The organism is Alterirhizorhabdus solaris (assembly GCF_007785815.1).
Lineage (GTDB): Bacteria > Pseudomonadota > Alphaproteobacteria > Sphingomonadales > Sphingomonadaceae > Alterirhizorhabdus > Alterirhizorhabdus solaris.
The window spans coordinates 48019-65728 of sequence record NZ_VNIM01000011.1; the positions used below are offsets into that span (position 1 = coordinate 48019).

The 17710-nt window shown below is 69.9% G+C and carries 17 protein-coding genes; 6 read left to right on the plus strand and 11 right to left on the minus strand.

The annotated features are described in order from the left end of the window. Positions 1 to 38 precede the first annotated feature (38 nt). The 3 genes from FOY91_RS04700 to xseA form a co-directional block, all read right to left on the minus strand. The gene (locus FOY91_RS04700) at positions 39 to 914 is read right to left on the minus strand and encodes a M23 family metallopeptidase (RefSeq protein WP_145148637.1); all 876 of its coding nucleotides are present in this window, start codon (positions 912 to 914) and stop codon (positions 39 to 41) included. A 194-nt stretch (positions 915 to 1108) separates the two neighbouring features. Continuing rightward, complete coding sequence (locus FOY91_RS04705) at positions 1109 to 1309, minus strand: DUF2093 domain-containing protein (RefSeq protein ID WP_145148639.1); 201 nt, start codon at positions 1307 to 1309, stop codon at positions 1109 to 1111. Positions 1310 to 1329: 20 nt separating this feature from the next. Continuing rightward, a complete protein-coding gene (gene xseA, locus FOY91_RS04710; RefSeq protein ID WP_145148641.1) occupies positions 1330 to 3096 on the minus strand; it encodes an exodeoxyribonuclease VII large subunit in 1767 nt (588 codons plus the stop codon). On the opposite strand from xseA, the gene purD reads away from it, so the two are divergent. The 3 genes from purD to FOY91_RS04725 all read left to right on the plus strand — a co-directional run bounded on the left by purD (position 3095) and on the right by FOY91_RS04725 (position 5307). Further along, entirely contained in the window at positions 3095 to 4369 is a 1275-nt protein-coding gene (purD, locus tag FOY91_RS04715) for a phosphoribosylamine--glycine ligase (protein ID WP_145148643.1), read from the plus strand. The two genes, xseA and purD, sit on opposite strands and share 2 nt — an antisense overlap. A gap of 81 nt (positions 4370 to 4450) precedes the next feature. Then, on the plus strand, positions 4451 to 4924 hold the full coding sequence (locus FOY91_RS04720; protein WP_238995255.1) for a hypothetical protein: 474 nt from the start codon (positions 4451 to 4453) through the stop codon (positions 4922 to 4924). 143 nt (positions 4925 to 5067) lie between these two features. Further along, the gene (locus FOY91_RS04725) at positions 5068 to 5307 is read left to right on the plus strand and encodes a hypothetical protein (protein ID WP_145148645.1); all 240 of its coding nucleotides are present in this window, start codon (positions 5068 to 5070) and stop codon (positions 5305 to 5307) included. A 422-nt stretch (positions 5308 to 5729) separates the two neighbouring features. Here the strand turns inward: FOY91_RS04725 and FOY91_RS04730 are convergent, their stop codons facing one another. Both FOY91_RS04730 and FOY91_RS04735 read right to left on the minus strand, forming a co-directional pair. Then, positions 5730 to 6206 carry a hypothetical protein gene (locus FOY91_RS04730; protein ID WP_145148647.1) on the minus strand — a complete coding sequence of 159 codons (477 nt, stop codon included), beginning with the start codon at positions 6204 to 6206 and terminating at the stop codon, positions 5730 to 5732. Between the two features lie 95 nt (positions 6207 to 6301). Continuing rightward, the gene (locus tag FOY91_RS04735; RefSeq protein ID WP_145148649.1) at positions 6302 to 7615 is read right to left on the minus strand and encodes a hemolysin family protein; all 1314 of its coding nucleotides are present in this window, start codon (positions 7613 to 7615) and stop codon (positions 6302 to 6304) included. Between the two features lie 129 nt (positions 7616 to 7744). Here FOY91_RS04735 and FOY91_RS04740 point away from each other — a divergent pair, with 129 nt between their 5' ends. Next, positions 7745 to 8419, plus strand: coding sequence for a YiaD family glycine zipper/OmpA-like lipoprotein (locus tag FOY91_RS04740; RefSeq protein WP_203234494.1), 675 nt, complete (start codon positions 7745 to 7747; stop codon positions 8417 to 8419). A gap of 60 nt (positions 8420 to 8479) precedes the next feature. Here FOY91_RS04740 and FOY91_RS04745 read toward each other — a convergent pair whose 3' ends face one another. The 4 genes from FOY91_RS04745 to polA all read right to left on the minus strand — a co-directional run bounded on the left by FOY91_RS04745 (position 8480) and on the right by polA (position 14128). Then, a complete protein-coding gene (locus FOY91_RS04745) occupies positions 8480 to 9013 on the minus strand; it encodes a hypothetical protein (RefSeq protein ID WP_145148651.1) in 534 nt (177 codons plus the stop codon). A 598-nt stretch (positions 9014 to 9611) separates the two neighbouring features. Next, on the minus strand, positions 9612 to 11120 hold the full coding sequence (locus FOY91_RS04750; RefSeq protein ID WP_145148653.1) for a lipopolysaccharide biosynthesis protein: 1509 nt from the start codon (positions 11118 to 11120) through the stop codon (positions 9612 to 9614). After that, positions 11105 to 11347: a hypothetical protein gene (locus tag FOY91_RS04755; protein WP_145148655.1), complete on the minus strand. Its 243-nt coding sequence runs from the start codon at positions 11345 to 11347 to the stop codon at positions 11105 to 11107. Before FOY91_RS04755 ends, FOY91_RS04750 begins: the two co-directional genes overlap by 16 nt. 12 nt (positions 11348 to 11359) lie before the next feature. After that, a complete protein-coding gene (gene polA, locus FOY91_RS04760; protein ID WP_145148657.1) occupies positions 11360 to 14128 on the minus strand; it encodes a DNA polymerase I in 2769 nt (922 codons plus the stop codon). A 169-nt stretch (positions 14129 to 14297) separates the two neighbouring features. On the opposite strand from polA, the gene FOY91_RS04765 reads away from it, so the two are divergent. Beyond that, on the plus strand, positions 14298 to 14780 hold the full coding sequence (locus tag FOY91_RS04765; RefSeq protein ID WP_145148659.1) for a hypothetical protein: 483 nt from the start codon (positions 14298 to 14300) through the stop codon (positions 14778 to 14780). A gap of 38 nt (positions 14781 to 14818) precedes the next feature. Here FOY91_RS04765 and nadB read toward each other — a convergent pair whose 3' ends face one another. Beyond that, a complete protein-coding gene (gene nadB, locus FOY91_RS04770) occupies positions 14819 to 16408 on the minus strand; it encodes an L-aspartate oxidase (protein WP_145148664.1) in 1590 nt (529 codons plus the stop codon). Then, positions 16401 to 17348 (minus strand): ABC transporter ATP-binding protein, encoded by a 948-nt coding sequence (locus FOY91_RS04775; RefSeq protein WP_145148666.1) that lies wholly within the window; start codon positions 17346 to 17348, stop codon positions 16401 to 16403. The genes nadB and FOY91_RS04775 overlap by 8 nt, the downstream gene beginning before the upstream one ends. A 160-nt stretch (positions 17349 to 17508) precedes the next feature. On the opposite strand from FOY91_RS04775, the gene FOY91_RS04780 reads away from it, so the two are divergent. Then, positions 17509 to 17697: a hypothetical protein gene (locus FOY91_RS04780; protein WP_145148668.1), complete on the plus strand. Its 189-nt coding sequence runs from the start codon at positions 17509 to 17511 to the stop codon at positions 17695 to 17697. Positions 17698 to 17710 lie beyond the last annotated feature (13 nt).

Here is a 17710-nt window from a genome sequence, read left to right on the forward strand (position 1 = left end):
GCGGGCATAACACTTCATGTCCCGGGGGGCGCCCGCCTCTATCCCGGCATAGCCCCCGCCAGCAGCGCAGGGTCGATCCGCACGTCGCCCCATGTCATGCCCCAGTGCAGGTGCGGGCCAGTGGCGCGGCCAGTGGCGCCCACCGCGCCGATCGGCTGGCCCTGCGCCACACGATCGCCCGGCTTCACGTCGATGCGGGAGAGATGGAGGAAGGCGCTCACCAGCCCCATTCCATGATCGATCATCAACAGGTTGCCCTCCAGCGTGAACGGCGCCTCGGCCGCCAGCACCACCACGCCGTCGGCAGGGGCCACCACCGGCGCGCCGGTGGGGCGGGCGACATCCACCCCGCCGTGGAACGCCCCCGGCTCCCCGGCATAGATGCGCTGCGAGCCGAACACGCCGCTGATCCGCCCCGTGGCCGGCCACACGAACCGCTGCCGCCACCCCTCGCTGGCCGAGCCTGCGGCACGTGCGGCGGCGATCCGCGCCAGTTCGGGTTCGCGGCGGGCGAGGAAGGCGGCATTCGGCGTGGTGCCGCGCGAGAGGGTGGGCAGAGACTGGATCTTCCATGCGCGCGGCTGGACCGCGATCGTTTCCTGCACGGGCGGCCGGCCGGGCGCGCTCGCCTCCAGCGTCGCCAGCGGCGCGGCATCACGGCCGAAGGCGAGCAGGAACGCGCCGTCCGGCGCGACGGGCACCGGCCGGCCATCCAGCGTCAGCCGGATCGTGGCGGGGTCGCCCGGGGCGAGGCGCCAGCGCAACAGTCCGCCCTGTTGCGCCAGGCCTTTACGAACGAAGCCGATCGCCGGGGGTGGCACCGAGGGCCTCTGAAACCCGATCGGCGGCGGTACGGCAGCCGGCGGCGGCGCCGCGGCGACGCATCCCGGCAGCGCCAGCAGCAGGAGCGGCATCGTCAGGAGGGAGAAGCGGCCCGCCCCGAACGACCGGCAGACAGGCCGTGTCCGGCTGTTTCGCCGGGACGGAGCGGTTGCCGCCGTTGCGGGCGGGCGGCGGGGCACATCCGCCGCCGCGCCGATGGGCACGCCAGCGATGGTCCGGCCGGCAGGTACCGCCGCCCCGTGCCGGCCCGCCCACGCCGCGATGCTCAACCCTTCAGTTCCGCCTTCACCGCGATCTCGGCCGAGGCATAGCCCTCCTGCCGCGCCACGCTCCAGTAGCGCAGATGGTCGAGCGGCACCTTCTCCCCGCTCACCGCGCAGACGACATGGTCGCCCGGCGTCAGCACGCGGAAGTTGTTCGCCATGTAATGCAGCCGCGCGGGGCGGCCGGCCTGCGACATCAGCATCGCCTTGGTCCTTTCCGGTTTCAGAGCAGCGTCGGCTGCTCGGGCTTGGGGGCAACATAGGCGGTCGTGCCGCCCCGCTCAACGCGCGCGGCCACCTTGCCGTCGGCGAAGTGCAGCACCAGCGCGCCGGCCGCCTTCGCCGCCGCCGCCGTGGCGACCACCCCGCCCTGCCGCCGCTCCACCCAGGCATAGCCGCGCTGGAGCGGCTTGTCCGGGGCGAGGCTCTCGGCCAGCCGCCACAGCCGGTCGAGCGCGGTGCGCGCCTCGGCCAGCGGCCGCTCCACCAGCGCGGGGCGCAGCCGCACCGCGCCGAGCGCCGTGGCGCTGCGGGCGGCGCGATCCGCCAGCAGGCGGGGGCGCAGCGTGGCGGAGACGTGGGCCAGTTCCCCCCGCGCCAGCGTCAGCCGCCGGCCAAAGGCTTCGGGTAGCCGGCCGGCGTCGCGTGCCAGCGCCGCGCGATCCCGCGCGAGGCGATCGGCCAGCAGGCGCGGGCGCAACGCGGCGGCGGCCTGCGCCAGCTCGCCGCGCGCCTGCACCAGCCCCTGCGAGAAGGCGCGCGGCAACCGCTCGCGCTGATCGGCCAGCAAGGCGCGCCGGTCCGCCAGCGATCGTTCGATCAGCACGGGGCGGAAGCGCGCCGCCGCCAGCCGCTGCCCGGCCTGCCCGATCCGGTCGCCCAGCAGGCGCGGGCGCAGCGCCCCGGCGGCGTGCGCCAGCTCGCCGCGCGCCAGCGCCAGCCGGCGGGAGAGCGCGCGCGGCAGCCGCTCGCCCAGATCGTCGAGACGCTGGCGTTGCGTGCCCAGCAGCCGGTCCGGCGCGGGCAGGCGGCGCGCGGTGGCGGCCAGGCGCTCGGCGGCATGGTCGCGGTAGCGGTTGGCGCAGCGGGCGGTGCGTGCGCCCAGCTCGCGCAGGGTGGCGCGCAGTTCGGCGCGCACTGGCACCGCCATCTCGGCGGCGGCGGTGGGGGTGGGCGCGCGCCGGTCGGCGGCGAAATCGCACAGGGTGGTGTCCGTCTCGTGGCCCACCGCCGAGATCGTCGGGATCGTGCAGGCGGCGACGGCGCGCACCACCGCCTCCTCGTTGAACGCCCACAGATCCTCGATCGAGCCGCCGCCGCGCGCCACGATCACCAGATCGGGGCGCGGGATCGGACCATCGGCCGGCAGCGCATCGAACCCGCGCACGGCTGCCGCGATCTGCGCCGCCGCGCCCTCGCCCTGCACGATCACCGGCCACAGCAGCACGTGCGTCGGGCAGCGATCGGCAAGGCGGTGGAGAATGTCGCGGATCACCGCCCCGGTGGGCGAGGTGACGACCCCGATCACGCGCGGCAGGAACGGCAGCGCGCGCTTGGCGTCCGCATCGAACAACCCCTCGGCCGCAAGCGCGCGGCGCCGCTGGTCGAGCAGCGCCATCAGCGCGCCCGCCCCGGCGATCTCCATCCGGTCGATCACGATCTGATACTTCGACCGGCCGGGATAGGTGGTCAGCTTGCCGGTGGCGATCACCTCCACGCCGTCCTCCGGGCGGAAGGCGAGCGTGCCGGCGTTTCCCTTCCAGATCACCCCGTCGATGACGGCGCGGTCGTCTTTCAGCGTCAGGTAGCAGTGCCCGGAAGCGACGCGCTTGAACCCGGAAATCTCGCCGCGCACGCGGACATGGCCGAACGCATCCTCGACGCTGCGTTTCAGCGCCCCCGAAAGCTCCGACACGGAAAGCGCGGGCGCGTTGTCGCCGGGGGCGGCCTCGGCTAACAGGCGGGCGTCGAGGGAGGCTGGTGAACTCATGAATGTCCTGCTGCTGGGGTCTGGCGGGCGCGAACATGCGCTGGCGTGGCGGCTCGCGCAATCGCCCACGCTGGGCCGGCTCTACGCCGCGCCGGGCAATCCGGGTATCGCCGAATGCGCCGAATGCGTCGCGCTGAACCTGGCCGACATCGACGCGATCGTGGCCTTCGCGCGCGACAAGGCCGTGGGGCTGGTCGTCGTCGGGCCGGAACAGCCGCTGGTGGACGGCGTGGCGGACCGGCTGGCGCAGGCCGGCATCCCGGTGTTCGGCCCCACCGCCGCCGCCGCACAGCTCGAAGGATCGAAGGGCTTCACCAAGGATCTGTGCGCGCGCGAGAATATCCCCACCGCCGCCTACGCCCGCTTCACCGATCGCGCGAGCGCCGAGGCGGCGCTGGGCCGCTTCGGACTGCCCGTGGTCATCAAGGCGGACGGGCTGGCGGCCGGCAAGGGCGTGGTGATCGCCACGACCGACATCGAGGCGACGGCGGCGCTGGCCGACATGTTCGACGGCGGCTTCGGCGGGGCGGGCGCGGAAGTGGTGATCGAGGAATTCCTGGAGGGCGAGGAGGCGAGCTTCTTCGCGCTCAGCGACGGCGAGACGGTGGTGCCGTTCGGCTCCGCGCAGGATCACAAACGCGTGGGCGAGGGCGATAGCGGGCCGAACACCGGCGGCATGGGCGCCTACAGCCCGGCCACCATCCTGACGCCCGAACTCACCGCGCGGGCGATGGCCGAGATCGTGGAGCCCACCGTGCGGGCGATGGCGGCGGCGGGCACGCCCTATGCCGGCGTGCTCTACGCCGGGCTGATGCTGACGGCGGACGGCCCCCAGCTGATCGAGTATAACGCGCGCTTCGGCGACCCCGAAACGCAGGTGCTGATGCTGCGCTACGAGGGCGATCTGGTGGCGCTGCTGCTGGCCGTCGCCGAACGGCGGCTGGCCGAGGTGCCCGCGCCGGTGCTGGCCGACCGCACCGCGCTGACAGTGGTGATGGCGGCGCGCGGCTACCCCGGCACGCCCGAGAAGGGCGGCGCGATCGCTGGCATCGCGCCGGCCGAGGCGACGGGCGCCAAGGTGTTCCACGCCGGCACCACGCTGCGCGAGGGCGCGCTGGTGGCCGGCGGCGGCCGCGTGCTGAACGTGACCGCGCAAGGCGGCAGCGTCGCCGAGGCGCAGGCCGCGGCCTATCGCGCGGTCGATGCGATCGATTTTCCCACCGGCTTCTGCCGCCGCGACATCGGCTGGCGCGAAGTGGCGCGCGAGGGTTAGGCCGCCCCCGGAACGACACGTGCCCGAACGGCGTTCGCCCCCTGATACACCGCCGCCCCGCGGCCAACAAAGAGACACCTCGTGACCCAGACCCAGATCCTGCTCATCGTCTTCATCACGCTCGTGGTGGCGGCCGCCTTCCTGTTCCTGTTCCGCCGGCGCGACACGGGCAGCACCACCGACACGACGCCGCTGGGCAGCGATGCGGAGGGGCATGGCGCGGTCGATGGCGCGGCGGCGGCGATCGAGGATGTGGTCGATCAGTTCCTCGGCGTCGATTCGCACCCGGCACTGCCGGAGGCGACCGGCCCGGCCGATCCGCTCACCCAGATCAAGGGGCTGGGGCCGAAGGCGCAGGCGCAGCTCAACACGCTGGGCATCCACCGCTACGATCAGCTCGCCGCGCTGGACGAGGCTCAGGTGGCGACGGTGGACGCGGGCATGGGCACCTTCAGGGGCCGCATCCTCAAGGATCAGTGGGTCGATCAGGCCAGGCACCTCGCCAAGGGTGACACCGCCGGGTTCGAGGCGAAGTTCGGCAAGCTGGGCGGCTGAACCTTTGGGGCGCGGGCGGCGCGGACGGCCCGCGCCGCCCGATCATCATATCGCATCCCGGTGAGGGATCGCGCGGCGCGATAGCTCGTTTGCGACACCCTGCGGCATCGACCGTATCGTTCGATCACAGGGAATATCGGGAAATGACGGACACACGACGACTGGCCGACGGCCTCGAGGCGGCGCTGGCCACGGCACGGGCGGAATATCGCCGGGCGGTGATCCTGCTCGCCGGACAGGAAGCGGACAAGGATGGTGGCGCCACGCGCGAGCCGGCCGACGTGGACCACATCCATCACGCCCGCACCCGCGTGCTCGCGCTGGAGGCGGCGCGCGAGGAACTGTCCCGTCCGATCGACGCCGGCGATCGGCTCGGCACGTAGGGCCAGGCGGCATACGGGCGGCTCTCGACGACTTCCCCGGGAAGCCAGCGAACCTGTCGTAGTGGTGGATCGAAGGCGTCGACAGTTCTCTTCGAGAGGGGAGCCTTGCACGCCACCTAGGTCAGCCCGGTCGATGTTTCGCCGGACCCTCCTCGGCGTTCGACCGGGGATCCGGGGTTCTTTTTCATACCCCGAGCGAAGTCGAGGGCAGGCCGCACGCGTGATACGCCATGCCTTAACTTCGCTCGATACAGGGGGCGCGGCTGGATTGATTCATAGCGGCGGCGGAAGCAGGATCGGCGATATCGAAACATCCCGTCGCGGGCCCATCCCCAAAAAGAGAGGTCTGCATCCGCCGGTTACGCCCGCCTGCGCCTGCCGTTCGGGACGCCTCGTGAAACGCGAAGACCGCTGCCGCTATCTCATCGAAGCCGCGGTCGGCGGCGATGATGACGCTCAGGCTCACGTCGTCTGACCCGGCACCCAGCACGGCCCGGCCAGCCGCCCGCCCAGCGTGGTCGGGTGGAAGCTGGCCGGTCCGTGGGGTCGAAGCCGACGAACCACTGCCGCTGCACGGACCGCACGCGCGGATTGCGCGCCTGATCCCATGGAGGCATTTCGTCCGACCGCAGTTTCCACCGGATGCCCGCCGCGTCGATCCGCATCACCGGCCCACGCTCGAACAGACAACGCCGGCCCATTGCGCCTGAACCACCGGACAGCAGCACGCAGACCCGACCGATCGCGGCGGCCACGGTGGACGGCGCCATGCCGGTCACCGTGGCCAGCACGTCCAGCCTGCGGCCGGGATCCGTATCGAAATCTGTCTGGTCGATCACCCCCGCCAGCGACAGCCCCGGCGCGATGAACCCCAAGCCGATCGCCAGCAGCGGCAGCATCCCGCGCAACGGACGGTGGGCGACGAACGGTGAGCGACGAACGGTTCGGGAAGCGATGCCTCGGCCACGGGTGGCACCGGAGCAGGCGGTGCCGTTCAGGCCCGCCGCGTCGCCAGCAGCTTGTCGATCTTGCGGCCGTCCATGTCGACGATCTCGAAGCGCCAGTCGCCGCTGTCGAAATGCTCGCCGACGGTCGGCAGGTGGCGCAGTACCGAAAGCGCGAAGCCGGCGGTGGTGGCGAAGTCGCGGTCTTCGGACAGCGCCACGCCAAGCCGCTCGGCCAGCACGTCGGCGGGCAGCGAGCCGGAGACGAGCCAGCTGCCGTCAGCCCGCTGCACCAGCGGCGGATCGGTGCCCTCGTCCTGATCGGAGGCGAAGGCGCCCGCGATTGCGGCGAGCAGGTCGGCCGGGGTCACGATGCCCTCGAAGTGGCCGTATTCGTCGTGCACCAGCGCCACCGGCACCTCGGCGTCGCGCAGCGTCTGCAATGCGTCCATCGCGTCCATCTGGTCCGGCACCACCGGCGCGCCGCGCATCAGCGCGCGCAGGTCCAGCGGCTGGCCGGCAATCAGCGCGGCCACCACGTCGCGCGCCTGCACGATGCCGACGATCTCGTCGACCGAGCCGTCCGCCACCGGCATCCGGCTGTGCGGCATCTCGGCCAGTTGCGCGGTGATCGCCTCGGGGCTGGCGCCGCAGTCGATCCACTCGATGTCGGTGCGCGGCGTCATCACCTCGCGCACCGGCCGGTCCGCCAGCCGCACCACGCCAGAGATGATCGCGCGTTCGCTCTCCTCGATCACGCCCGCGCTGGAGGCCTCGGCCACGATCAGGTGCAGCTCCTCGGCCGTCACATGCTGTTCCGATTCGCGGTCCAGCCGCAGCAGGCGGAAGATCAGCGCGCTGGACTGGTCGAGCAGCCAGCCGACCGGCGCCGTCGCCAGCGCGATCCAGCGCATCGGCAGGGCGACGATCGAGGCGATCGCCTCCGGCCGGCGCAGCGCGAACTGCTTGGGCACCAGTTCGCCGATGATGAGCGAGATGTATGTGGTGAGCGCGATCACGACGACGAACCCGGCTTCCCCGGCCAGCCGCGCCGGCACGCCGAGCAACGCCAGCCGCTCGCCCACCGGCCCGCCGAGGCTGGCGCCCGAATAGGCGCCGGCAAGGATACCGATCAGCGTGATGCCGATCTGCACGGTGGACAGGAACCGCCCCGGATCGGCCGCGAGCGCAAGCGCGGCGCGCGCGCCGCGCTTCCCGGTGCGGGCCATCGCCTCCAGCCGGGGCCGGCGGGAGGAGACGATCGCCAGCTCCGACATCGCGAACACCCCGTTCAGCGCCACCAGCGCGACGATGATGAGGCAGTCGATCCAGGGGAACGGGCTGAGGGGGGGGTGGGCTGGCATAAGCGTGATGCCGCTATCGCCGGAATCTGTCGCCATCACAACAGCGCGATCATCGCAGGTTCAACACGGATGCGGAACAAGCCGGCGGCAAAGGCGGTTTTCGCCGCATATCGAAGAAGGGTAACGACGATGTATCTGCGCCAGAAGTTCACCGCCGCCGCCGTCGTGGCGGCCCTGCTCGGCACCGCTGCCTGCACCACCGATCCCCAGACGGGCCAGCAGCGGCTCTCCAAGGCGGCGATCGGCGCGGGTGCGGGCCTGCTCGGCGGCTATCTGGCGGGCGATATCGTCGGCGGCCGGCGCGACCGGACGGAGAAGGTGGTAGGCGCCGGCATCGGTGCGATCGCCGGCGGCGCGATCGGCGCCTACATGGACCGTCAGGAGCAGGAACTGCGCCAGAAGACCGCCGGCACCGGCATCGAGGTGGAGCGCAAGGGGGACGACATCCTGCTCAACATCCCCTCGGGTGTGACCTTCGCGACCAATTCGGCCGCGATCCAGCCGCAGTTCCGCCAGACGCTGGATCAGGTGGCGCAGACGCTTTCCACGTACAACCAGACCTATCTCGACGTGTACGGCCACACCGATTCGACCGGCAGCGACCGGATCAACCTGCCGCTGTCGCAGGACCGCGCCAATTCGGTGGCGGACTACCTCGCCACGCGCGGCGTGCAGCGCGCGCGGATCGGCACGCAGGGCTTCGGCGCTAACCAGCCGGTCGCCAGCAATGCCACGGCCGAGGGGCGGCAGGAGAATCGCCGCGTGGAGATCAAGATCGTGCCGGTCAGCAACACGGCGGCGTGACGCGAGGGGCCGCCCCGTCCGGTAATCCGGGGCGGCCCGATGCGGCGACATCACGCCGCCTCATCGCAATATCAGCCAGCCCAGCCCGGCGAGCATCACGAAAGCATACCAGCCGCCCGGTGTCCGCAGCAGATACGCCGCGCCGAGCACGGCGATCGCCACCAGAACGACGATGGCGGTCCGCCTCGTCGCGATGCGGTCGAGCAGGAGGACACCGCCGGTGAGGTTCGCGGCGGCATTGGCGGCGATCCACAGATAAGACGGGAGCACCCCGATCGATCCCCACAACGGCAGCTTGATCGTGGCATATCCCCGCATGGAGGCCGGGAACAGATCCGCCGCGAGGTGGAATCCGATCCCGAACCCCAGCCCCGCCGCCACCGGCCACGTCCGCCGGTCGAGCAGCGCGATCAGCAACGGCAGGATGCAATGGGTCAGCGCGCTGCGGTGATCCAGCCCCAGCGGCGCATCGATATCGGGCAGCCTCAGCCCCGCCGCCCCCGCCGCGATCACCGAGGCGACCGTGATCCACGCGCCGTTACCGCCGGACAGCGCCAGCGATACCGCGAGGAGAAGAAGCAGGGATGCCGTCATCGCGACGCGTTACCCATATGTCCTTCTTTTGTCCACGGGAACAGGCGGCGGACAGTTTGTAAATGCACGGAAATCCGGGCAATTCGTCAACATTCACGCACGGCGGGAATCCGGACGCCGGTTTCACAGCTTGTGCCTTTTTATCGATACGGTTCGCCGGAGGATGGGATCGACTGTTGCTTCAGGCTCGCCTGAACGTTCCAGCCACGACGCCCCCGCATTTCCGCGCGCGCCTGTCGCCAGCCTTGCATGGCCTGAAACCGACCGCTCATTCCGAGGACGGGACCAGATCCAGCGAAAAATGTCCCGAAAGGCTGATCGGGATTCGGGGCTCCAGTTCCCTGTCCCGAGCGACGTCGAAGGGCAGGCCACATGCGTGTCGTTCCGTTTGTCGGCTGCGTTCGACACAGAGACGCACGCGGCGGGATCGGTCGTCGTTCTCGACGAACGGAGCGTCGGCATCGTCCCCGGTCTGCCGCCGGGCAACGTCGCAGGCGGGGTCAGGAAATGGTCTCGAGAATGTCGCTCCTGCCCTGTCTCGGGCCGCAGACTCAATGGCTGCGCGAGCGGTCGGGGCGCAGCCTCATGTCGTCCGGGCCTAGATCTCCTGCGCCAGCCGCGGCGTGGCGGGCGGCTTCATGCGGAACAGCTCGCGATCCTCGGGGCCGAAGCCGCGATACCAGATCACCGCGCCATAGACGGCAAGGATGGCGGGGATGCCGACGATCAACTCGAGCCATTCGGGCAGAAGCGTCATCACCCAGCCCACCGCCACCGCCGGCAGGGTGGCGTACACCAGCGCCCAGCGCCAGCCGGACACCGGCGCCCCCAGCAACCGCGCCAGCAGCCGGGCCTTGGCGATCGATGCGAAGCCCAGCGCCAGCGTCATCGCCAGCGCCGGCCCCGCCGCCTGCACCAGCAGCGGCCAGTCGAACCGCCGCATCAGGTGGACGATCGCGAAGCTCAGCACCACCTGCACCGCGATCATCGCCAGGGAGATGACGAGGTTGCGCTTGCGCGCCACGTAGATCAGCGCCGCCTCCGACACGACGGCGGTGGCCGCCACAACCTCGGCCGCCAGCAGGAAGGCGAGCGCGCCTGTGCCGCCGACGAAATTCGGCCCCACCAGCCCCATCACCGCCTCGCCCGGAATGCCCAGGCACAAAGCGACGCCAGCCTGCGCGGCGATGATCCAGAACCCCACCTGGCGCACCTGCCGCGCCACCGCCGGCCTGTCCCCCTCGCCCAGCTTCTGCGTGATGACGGGGCCGAGGATCGGATCGAAGCTGGTCTTCAGCTTCTGTGGCAGCGAGGCGACCTGCTGCGCGACATAGTAGATGCCCACGATCGCCGGCGAGAACAGCAGCCCGAGGATGGCGATGTCCAGCCGGCGCGAGCCCCATTCGATCGCGTCGGCGGCGGCCAGCGGCAGGTTGCGGCGGACCATCTCGATCAGGCACGACGGCCGCGATCGCCAGCCGTGCGGCCAGCCGTAGCTGCGCCACAACGGCCATAACGAGGCGACCAGCGCCGCCGCCATCGAGGCGACATAGCTGAGGATCAGCCCGTCGCGCAGCGAGTAATAGGAAAGCAGGAAGGCCGCGATGCTGATCGTCCACGGCTCCACGATCGAGCGCGCCTTCACCATAGCGGCGATATCCAGCCGGTAGGCCAGCGCCGCCAGCGCGATATCGGACCAGACCAGCGCGAACACGGTGAGCGGCAGCAGCCATTCCAGCCCATTGATCCGGCTGTTGGGGAACATCATCCCCGGCACCATCGCCAACAGCCCGGCCACCAGCGCCGAGGCGACCGTGCCGACGAACAGCGCATCGGCCACGACATGCCCGTGCGGCCGGTCGGTCCGGGTCAACTGGTCCGCCAGCCCGCGCCGCAGCCCCAGCGTGGCGAGCTGGGCTGCGAACTCCACCACGATCACCGCATAGGCGAACCGCCCGAGCGCCTCCGCGCCATAGATGCGCCCGGCGATGAACAGGAACGGGATGCGCGCGGCCAGCCGCAGCAGGAAGCCGAGAAAATTGGTGCGCCCGCCCTTGGCCAGCTCCTCGATATCGCCGGACGACGATGGGGCTACGGGAGCAACCACAGGCTACGGCCCTTCACCGTCCGCAGCTTTAGCTTTCCAACCTTACGAAGCCGATCTGCGGCCCAGCGCATCTCGTATTGCCACGTATAGAAATGGTCACCTGATGCTTTGAAGTCGTCTTCGTGCTTTAGCCAAAGCTCCCGCGCCACCTCCACGATTGTCCCCTCGCCTCCAAGTGTGGACAACGCCTCGACCACCCAGTCTTTCAAATTATCAGAGAACTGCATCAACGGCTCCAGTCAATGCGCGGCGCCCCAGCTGTGGCCATGGCCGATCTCCACGCCGAGCGGGACGCTGAGCGTTACCATCGGTTCGGCGGCGCCCGCCATCACGGTACGGATCACCGCCGAGGCGGCCTCCACCTGATCGGGCGAAAGCTCGAACACCAGTTCGTCGTGCACCTGCAACAGCATCTTCACGTCGGACAGGCCGGCGGCGGTCAGCGCGGCCGGCATCCGCACCATCGCGCGCTTGATGATGTCGGCGCTGGTGCCCTGGATCGGCGCGTTGATCGCCTGCCGCTCGGCCGACTGGCGATCGCCCTGCTTCGAGGACTTGATCCCCGGCAGATGCGTCTTGCGGCCGAACAGGGTGGAGACATAGCCCTTCTCGCGCACCGTCGTCAGCGTCTCGGCGATATAGTCCTTGATGCCGGGAAAGCGGTCGAAATAGCGGTCGATCATCGCCTGCGCCTCGATCCGGTCCACCCCCAGCCGCCCGGCCAGCCCCCACGACGAGATACCGTAGAGGATCGCGAAGTTGATCGTCTTGGCCTTGCCCCGGGTATCGCGATCGACCGTGCCGAACAGTTCCTGTGCGGTGAGTGAATGGATGTCGTCGCCGTTGGCGAAGGCATCGCGCAGCGCCGGCACGTCGGCCATGTGCGCGGCCAGCCGCAGCTCGATCTGCGAGTAATCCGCCGCCAGCAGCACCTTGCCCGGCGCCGCCACGAACGCCTCGCGGATGCGGCGGCCCAGCGCGGTGCGGATCGGGATGTTCTGGAGGTTCGGATCGGTCGACGACAACCGCCCGGTCTGCGCGACGGCGAGGCTGAAGGTGGTGTGCACGCGGCTGGTGGCCGGGTTGATCTGCGCCTGCAACGCATCGGTGTACGTCGATTTCAGCTTCGTCACCTGCCGCCATTCCAGCACCTTGGCGGCGATCGGCGCACCCTCCAGCGACAGCCGCTCAAGCTCGTTCATGTCGGTGGAATAGACGCCGGTCTTGCCCTTGCGGCCGCCCTTCAGCCCCAGCCGCTCGAACAAGACCTCGCCCAGCTGCTTGGGGCTGCCGATGGTGAACGGGCCGCCGGCCAGCTCGTGCACCTCGCCCTCCAGCCGCGCGATCTCGCCGGCGAACTCGGCGGACAGGCTCACCAGCCCGGCGCGATCGACGGCGATGCCGGCCGCCTCCATCGCGCCGACCACCGGGATCAGCGGGCGATCGACCAGCTCGTACACCCGCGTCGCCCCCTCGCGTGCGAGGCGCGGTTTCAGCCGGCGCCACAGGCGGAAGCAGATATCCACGGCCTCGCCGGCATATTCGGTGGCGCGGGGGACCGGCACCTTGTCGAAGCCGACGGCGTTGCGGCCGGTGCCCGCCACCGCCTTGAAATCGATCGCCTGATGGCCGAGGTGGCGCACGCCGAGATCGCCCGCACCATGGCCCGCCAGTCCGGCATCGAGATCGTAGCTGAGCACCATCGTGTCATCTACGGGCGCCAGGGCGATGTCGTTGCGCGCGAGCAGCACGAGATCATATTTCACGTCCTGCCCGATCTTCATCACGCCGGGGTGTTCGAGCAGCGGCTTCAGTTTCGCCAGCGCCACGTCGCGCGGCAGCTGCACCGGCGGATCGGACAGCAGATCCTCACCGCTGTGGCCGAGGGGCACGTAGCACGCCTTGCCCGGCGCGACGGCGAGCGCGATGCCGACGAGGTTCGCACGCATCACGTCGGCCACGTCGGTCTGCGTGTCGATCGCCACCGCACCGCGCGCGACGGCCTCCGCGATCCAGCGATCGAGCGCCTCCTCGGTCACGACCGTCTCGTAGTCGGCATGGACGAACGCCGGCTCCTCCTCGGGCGTGGCCGGCGCGGCGGCGGGTTTCGGCGACACGTCGTGCCCGCCGCCCACCTTCATCAGCAGCGTGCGGAAGCCCTGCTCCTCGAGGAAGGCGCGCAGCGGCTTTGGCGGGATGCCCTTGAGCGCGAGGTCTTCCAGCGGCTCGGGCAGCGGCCGGTCGCACACCAGCCGCACCAGTTCGCGGCTCAGGCGGGCGTTGTCGGCATGGTCGATCAGCGACTGGCGCAGCTTGGGCTTCTTGATGGTGCCGGCGGCGGCCAGCACGGTCTCCAGATCGCCATGCTCGTTGATGAGCTGCGCGGCGGTTTTCGGGCCGACGCCGGGCACGCCGGGCACATTGTCCACGCTGTCGCCCATCAGCGCCAGTACGTCGCCCAGCTTCTCGGGCGGGACACCGAACTTCTCGATCACGTCGGCGCCGTTGAGGCGTCGGTTGTTCATCGTGTCGAGCATGTCGAGGCCGCCATGACGATCGGACGGCGGCTCGATCAGCTGCATCAGATCCTTGTCGGACGACACGATCGTCACCTGCCAGCCCGCCGCCAGAGCGGCCCTGGCGTAGCAGGCGATGATATCGTCCGCCTCCAGCCCCTCGGTCTCGATGCACGGCACGCTGAACGCGCGCGTGGCATCGCGGATCAGCGGGAACTGCGGCAGCAGATCCTCGGGCGGCGGCGGACGGTGCGCCTTGTACTTGTCGTACATGTCGTTGCGGAAGGTGTGCGACGAGGCATCGAAGATCACCGCCAGATGCGTCGGCCCGTCGGCGGTGTGGAGATCGTCCACCAGCCGCCACAGCATCGTGGTGAACCCATAGACCGCGCCGGCCGGAATACCGTTGCGGTTGGTGAGCGGCGGCAGGCGGTGATAGGCGCGGAAGATATAGCCCGAGCCGTCGACCAGATAGAGGTGGTTGGTTGCCATGCCGCGCCATAGCAGGGGGTTGAGGCCTAGGGCAGACGGAAAGCGGCGGGCCGGGCAGGGTGGATCAAAAAGGCCGGATCGGACCGTTGGCGATGGCCGGGATTGGTGGGAACCGGACGATTGTATCGGCACGCTGGCGGCCGCGCCGTGGTTCGGTTAGGCTCCGCTGATGAAGGCGGCGACACGATCACGCAGCATCACTTTGGCAAGCATCAGTCGCTGGAAGTGCGGCCTCGGTGCAGTCTTTGTTCTTGCACTCGGCATCACTCCGAACCTACCGGGCTTCGGCGACGGGCTAACGCGCTCCGCCTTCTTCTACACTGCTCCGGTCGGGGTGACAGTTCGACTGCTCGCGTGCGGCGTGCTCCTCTCCGTTGGGTTGGTCCTGCTCGCTGGCGTCGTCCTGTCGTTCATCACATCGCCAAAGGCGGTTTGGATCGATGGCAGTGAACTGAAGTGGGGGCGCATTGGAACGAAGTGCGTGCCCTTGTCTGATGTAGAAGCGGTCAGCTTCGACGCCGGACTAAATCGAGTCCGATTGGAGCGGCGAGGCGGTCGGAAACCGGAATATATCCCAACCCTTGGTTTGCGGTCGCAGGATGCACCCGGCACACTCGTTTACAAGCTGCGCGAGCTAATCCGAGAGGTTTGAAATGTCGGCAAGTGGGCGAAAGCGGACACTCTCCCCCCCTACGGGGTCAGCACCGTATCCTTCGCCACCGCCAGGGTCTCCGGGTAATCCAGCGTGTAGTGCAGTCCCCGGCTTTCCTTGCGGGCGAGGGCCGAGCGGACGATCAGGTCGGCCACTTCCACCAGGTTGCGCAGCTCAATCAGGTCGGCGGTCACGCGGAAGTTGCCGTAATAGTCGGCGGTTTCCTTGCGCAGCAGCGCGATGCGGTGCTGCGCGCGTTCCAGCCGCTTGGTGGTCCGCACGATGCCGACGAAATCCCACATGAAGCGGCGGATCTCGCGCCAGTTGTGCTGGACGACGACTTCCTCGTCCGAATCGGAGACGCGGCTCTCGTCCCATGCGCGGATCGGCGGCGGGGCGGGCAGTTCGTCCCAGTGGCGGGCGATGTGGCCGGCCGCCGCCTCGCCGAACACGAAGCATTCGAGCAGCGAGTTCGACGCCAGCCGGTTCGCCCCGTGCAGGCCGGACTGGGTGCATTCGCCCGCCGCGTACAGGCCGGGCAGGTCGGTGCGGCCCTTGCGATCCACCAGGATGCCGCCGCAGGTATAATGCTGCGCCGGCACCACCGGGATCGGCTGGGTGGTGATGTCGATCCCCAGCGTCAGCAGTTTGGCGTGGATGTTGGGGAAGTGGCCGCGCACGAAATCGGCCGGCATGTGGCTGATGTCGAGGTGGACGTAGTCCAGCCCGTAGCGCTTGATCTCGGCATCGATCGCGCGCGCCACCACGTCGCGCGGGGCCAGTTCCTCGCGGGGGTCGTAATCGGGCATGAAACGGTGGCCGGTGGTGGGGTTCACCAGCCGCCCGCCCTCGCCGCGCACCGCCTCGGTGATGAGGAAGTTCTTGACCTCCAGATTGTACAGACAGGTCGGGTGGAACTGCATGAATTCCATGTTCGAGATGCGCGCGCCCGCCCGCCACGCCATCGCGATCCCGTCCCCGGTCGCGCCGCGCGGGGCGGTGGAATAGAGGTAGGTGCGCCCCGCCCCGCCCGTGGCCAATATGGTCGCGCGCCCGGTGAACAGCTCCACCCGCCCGCTGGCGCGATCGAGCGCGTAGACGCCGTGGACGTGGCCGTCGCCCGAGTAACGCTCGCCGTGGCGCCCGGTCACGAGGTCGATCACCGCCATGTCGGGCACCAGCGTGATGTTCGGGTTGGCGGCGGCGGCCTTCTCCAGCGCCTGCTGCACCGCCATGCCGGTCGCGTCGTCGACATGGACGATGCGGCGGTGGCTGTGGCCGCCCTCGCGCGTCAGGTGCCAGCGATCCGATGCGCCGGGGTTGAACGGCACGCCCAGTTCGGCCAGCCGCTCGATCGCGGCGGGGGCGTTCTCCACCACGAACTCCACCGTGCGGCGGTCGTTCAGCCCGGCGCCGGCCACCATCGTATCCTCGACGTGGCTCTCGAAGGTGTCGCCCGGTTCCAGCACGGCGGCGATCCCGCCCTGCGCCCAGGCGGTCGAGCCTTCGGAAAGCCCGCCCTTGGCGAGCACGGCCACGCGGAAGCGATCGGCCAGGTTCAATGCCGCCGTCAGCCCGGCGGCGCCCGAACCGATGACGATCACGTCGTAGGCGTGCGGCTCAGCCATGCCCGGGCGTGCCGCTCGTACCGGCGCCCGCGCGGGTGAGGCTGAGGAACACGTCCTCCAGATCGGCCTCGCGGGTGGAGACGTCGACGATGCCCAGCCCGGCATCCTGCAACGCCGCCAGCACCTCGCCCGCGTTCACCTTGTCCTTGGAATAGGTGATGACGACGGTGCGCTCGCCCTTCAGCTCGATCTTCTCGAAGCAGGCGGCGACGGGCGCCTCGGTCAGGTCGCGGTCCACCGTCACCTCCACCGCCTTCTCGTTGGCGCGGCCCACCAGCGTGCGGGTCGGCTCGTTGGCGATCAGGCGGCCGTGGTTGATGATGGCGATGCGATCGCACAGCTCCTCGGCCTCCTCCAGATAGTGCGTCGTCAGCACCACGGTGACGCCCTGACGGTTGAGCTCGCGGACATAGGCCCACAATTGCTGGCGCAGCTCCACGTCCACGCCGGCGGTCGGCTCGTCCAGCACCAGCACCGGCGGCATGTGGACCATCGCCTTGGCCACCAGCAGCCGCCGCTTCATGCCGCCGGAGAGCGAGCGGGCGTAGGCATTGGCCTTGTCCTCCAGATGCACCGCGCGCAGCAGTTCGGTGGTGCGCCGCTGGCCCTTGGGCACGCCGTAGAAGCCGGCCTGGTTCTCCAGCGTCTCGAAGGGGGTGAAGAACGGATCGAACACGATCTCCTGCGGGACGATACCGATCGAGGCCTTGGCGTTGCGATGATCGGTGTCGATGTCGAACCCCCAGATCACCGCCTTGCCCGAGGTCTTGTTCACCAGCCCGGCGAGGATGTTGATGAGGGTGGACTTGCCCGCCCCGTTCGGCCCGAGCAGCCCGAAGATCTGCCCGCGCGGCACATCGAAGCTGACGCCGGCCAGCGCCTGCTTGCCCCCCTTGTAGGTCTTGGTGAGGTCGGTGATGCTGATCGCTGCTTCGGTCATCCCGCCGGCTTAGCCCCGCCCCCGCCGCCATGCAAAGGCCGAAGCGCGCAGGAGAGCGAGAGATGGCGCGGCGCGGCTCGTGCGGAGGGTCGCCCCACCACCATCGTGCCGAACCTGTCCAGCGCGTCGTCCGCCCGGTCGCCGGGATCAGCGTACCGGCATGGTGAAGGCGGCGTTCACCCGATACGGCAACGATCCGTTCAGCCTGCGCTGGCACGATCGCCGCCATGATCCTGCGACGACACCCCTCCCGGCCCTCGCGCCGCGCGCTGGTGATGGCCAGCGCGAGCGCCGCCGCTGCCGCATCGCATCACACCGGCGCTTGAAGACCACCGGCCGGCTGCGCTAGGGATTTGCCATGC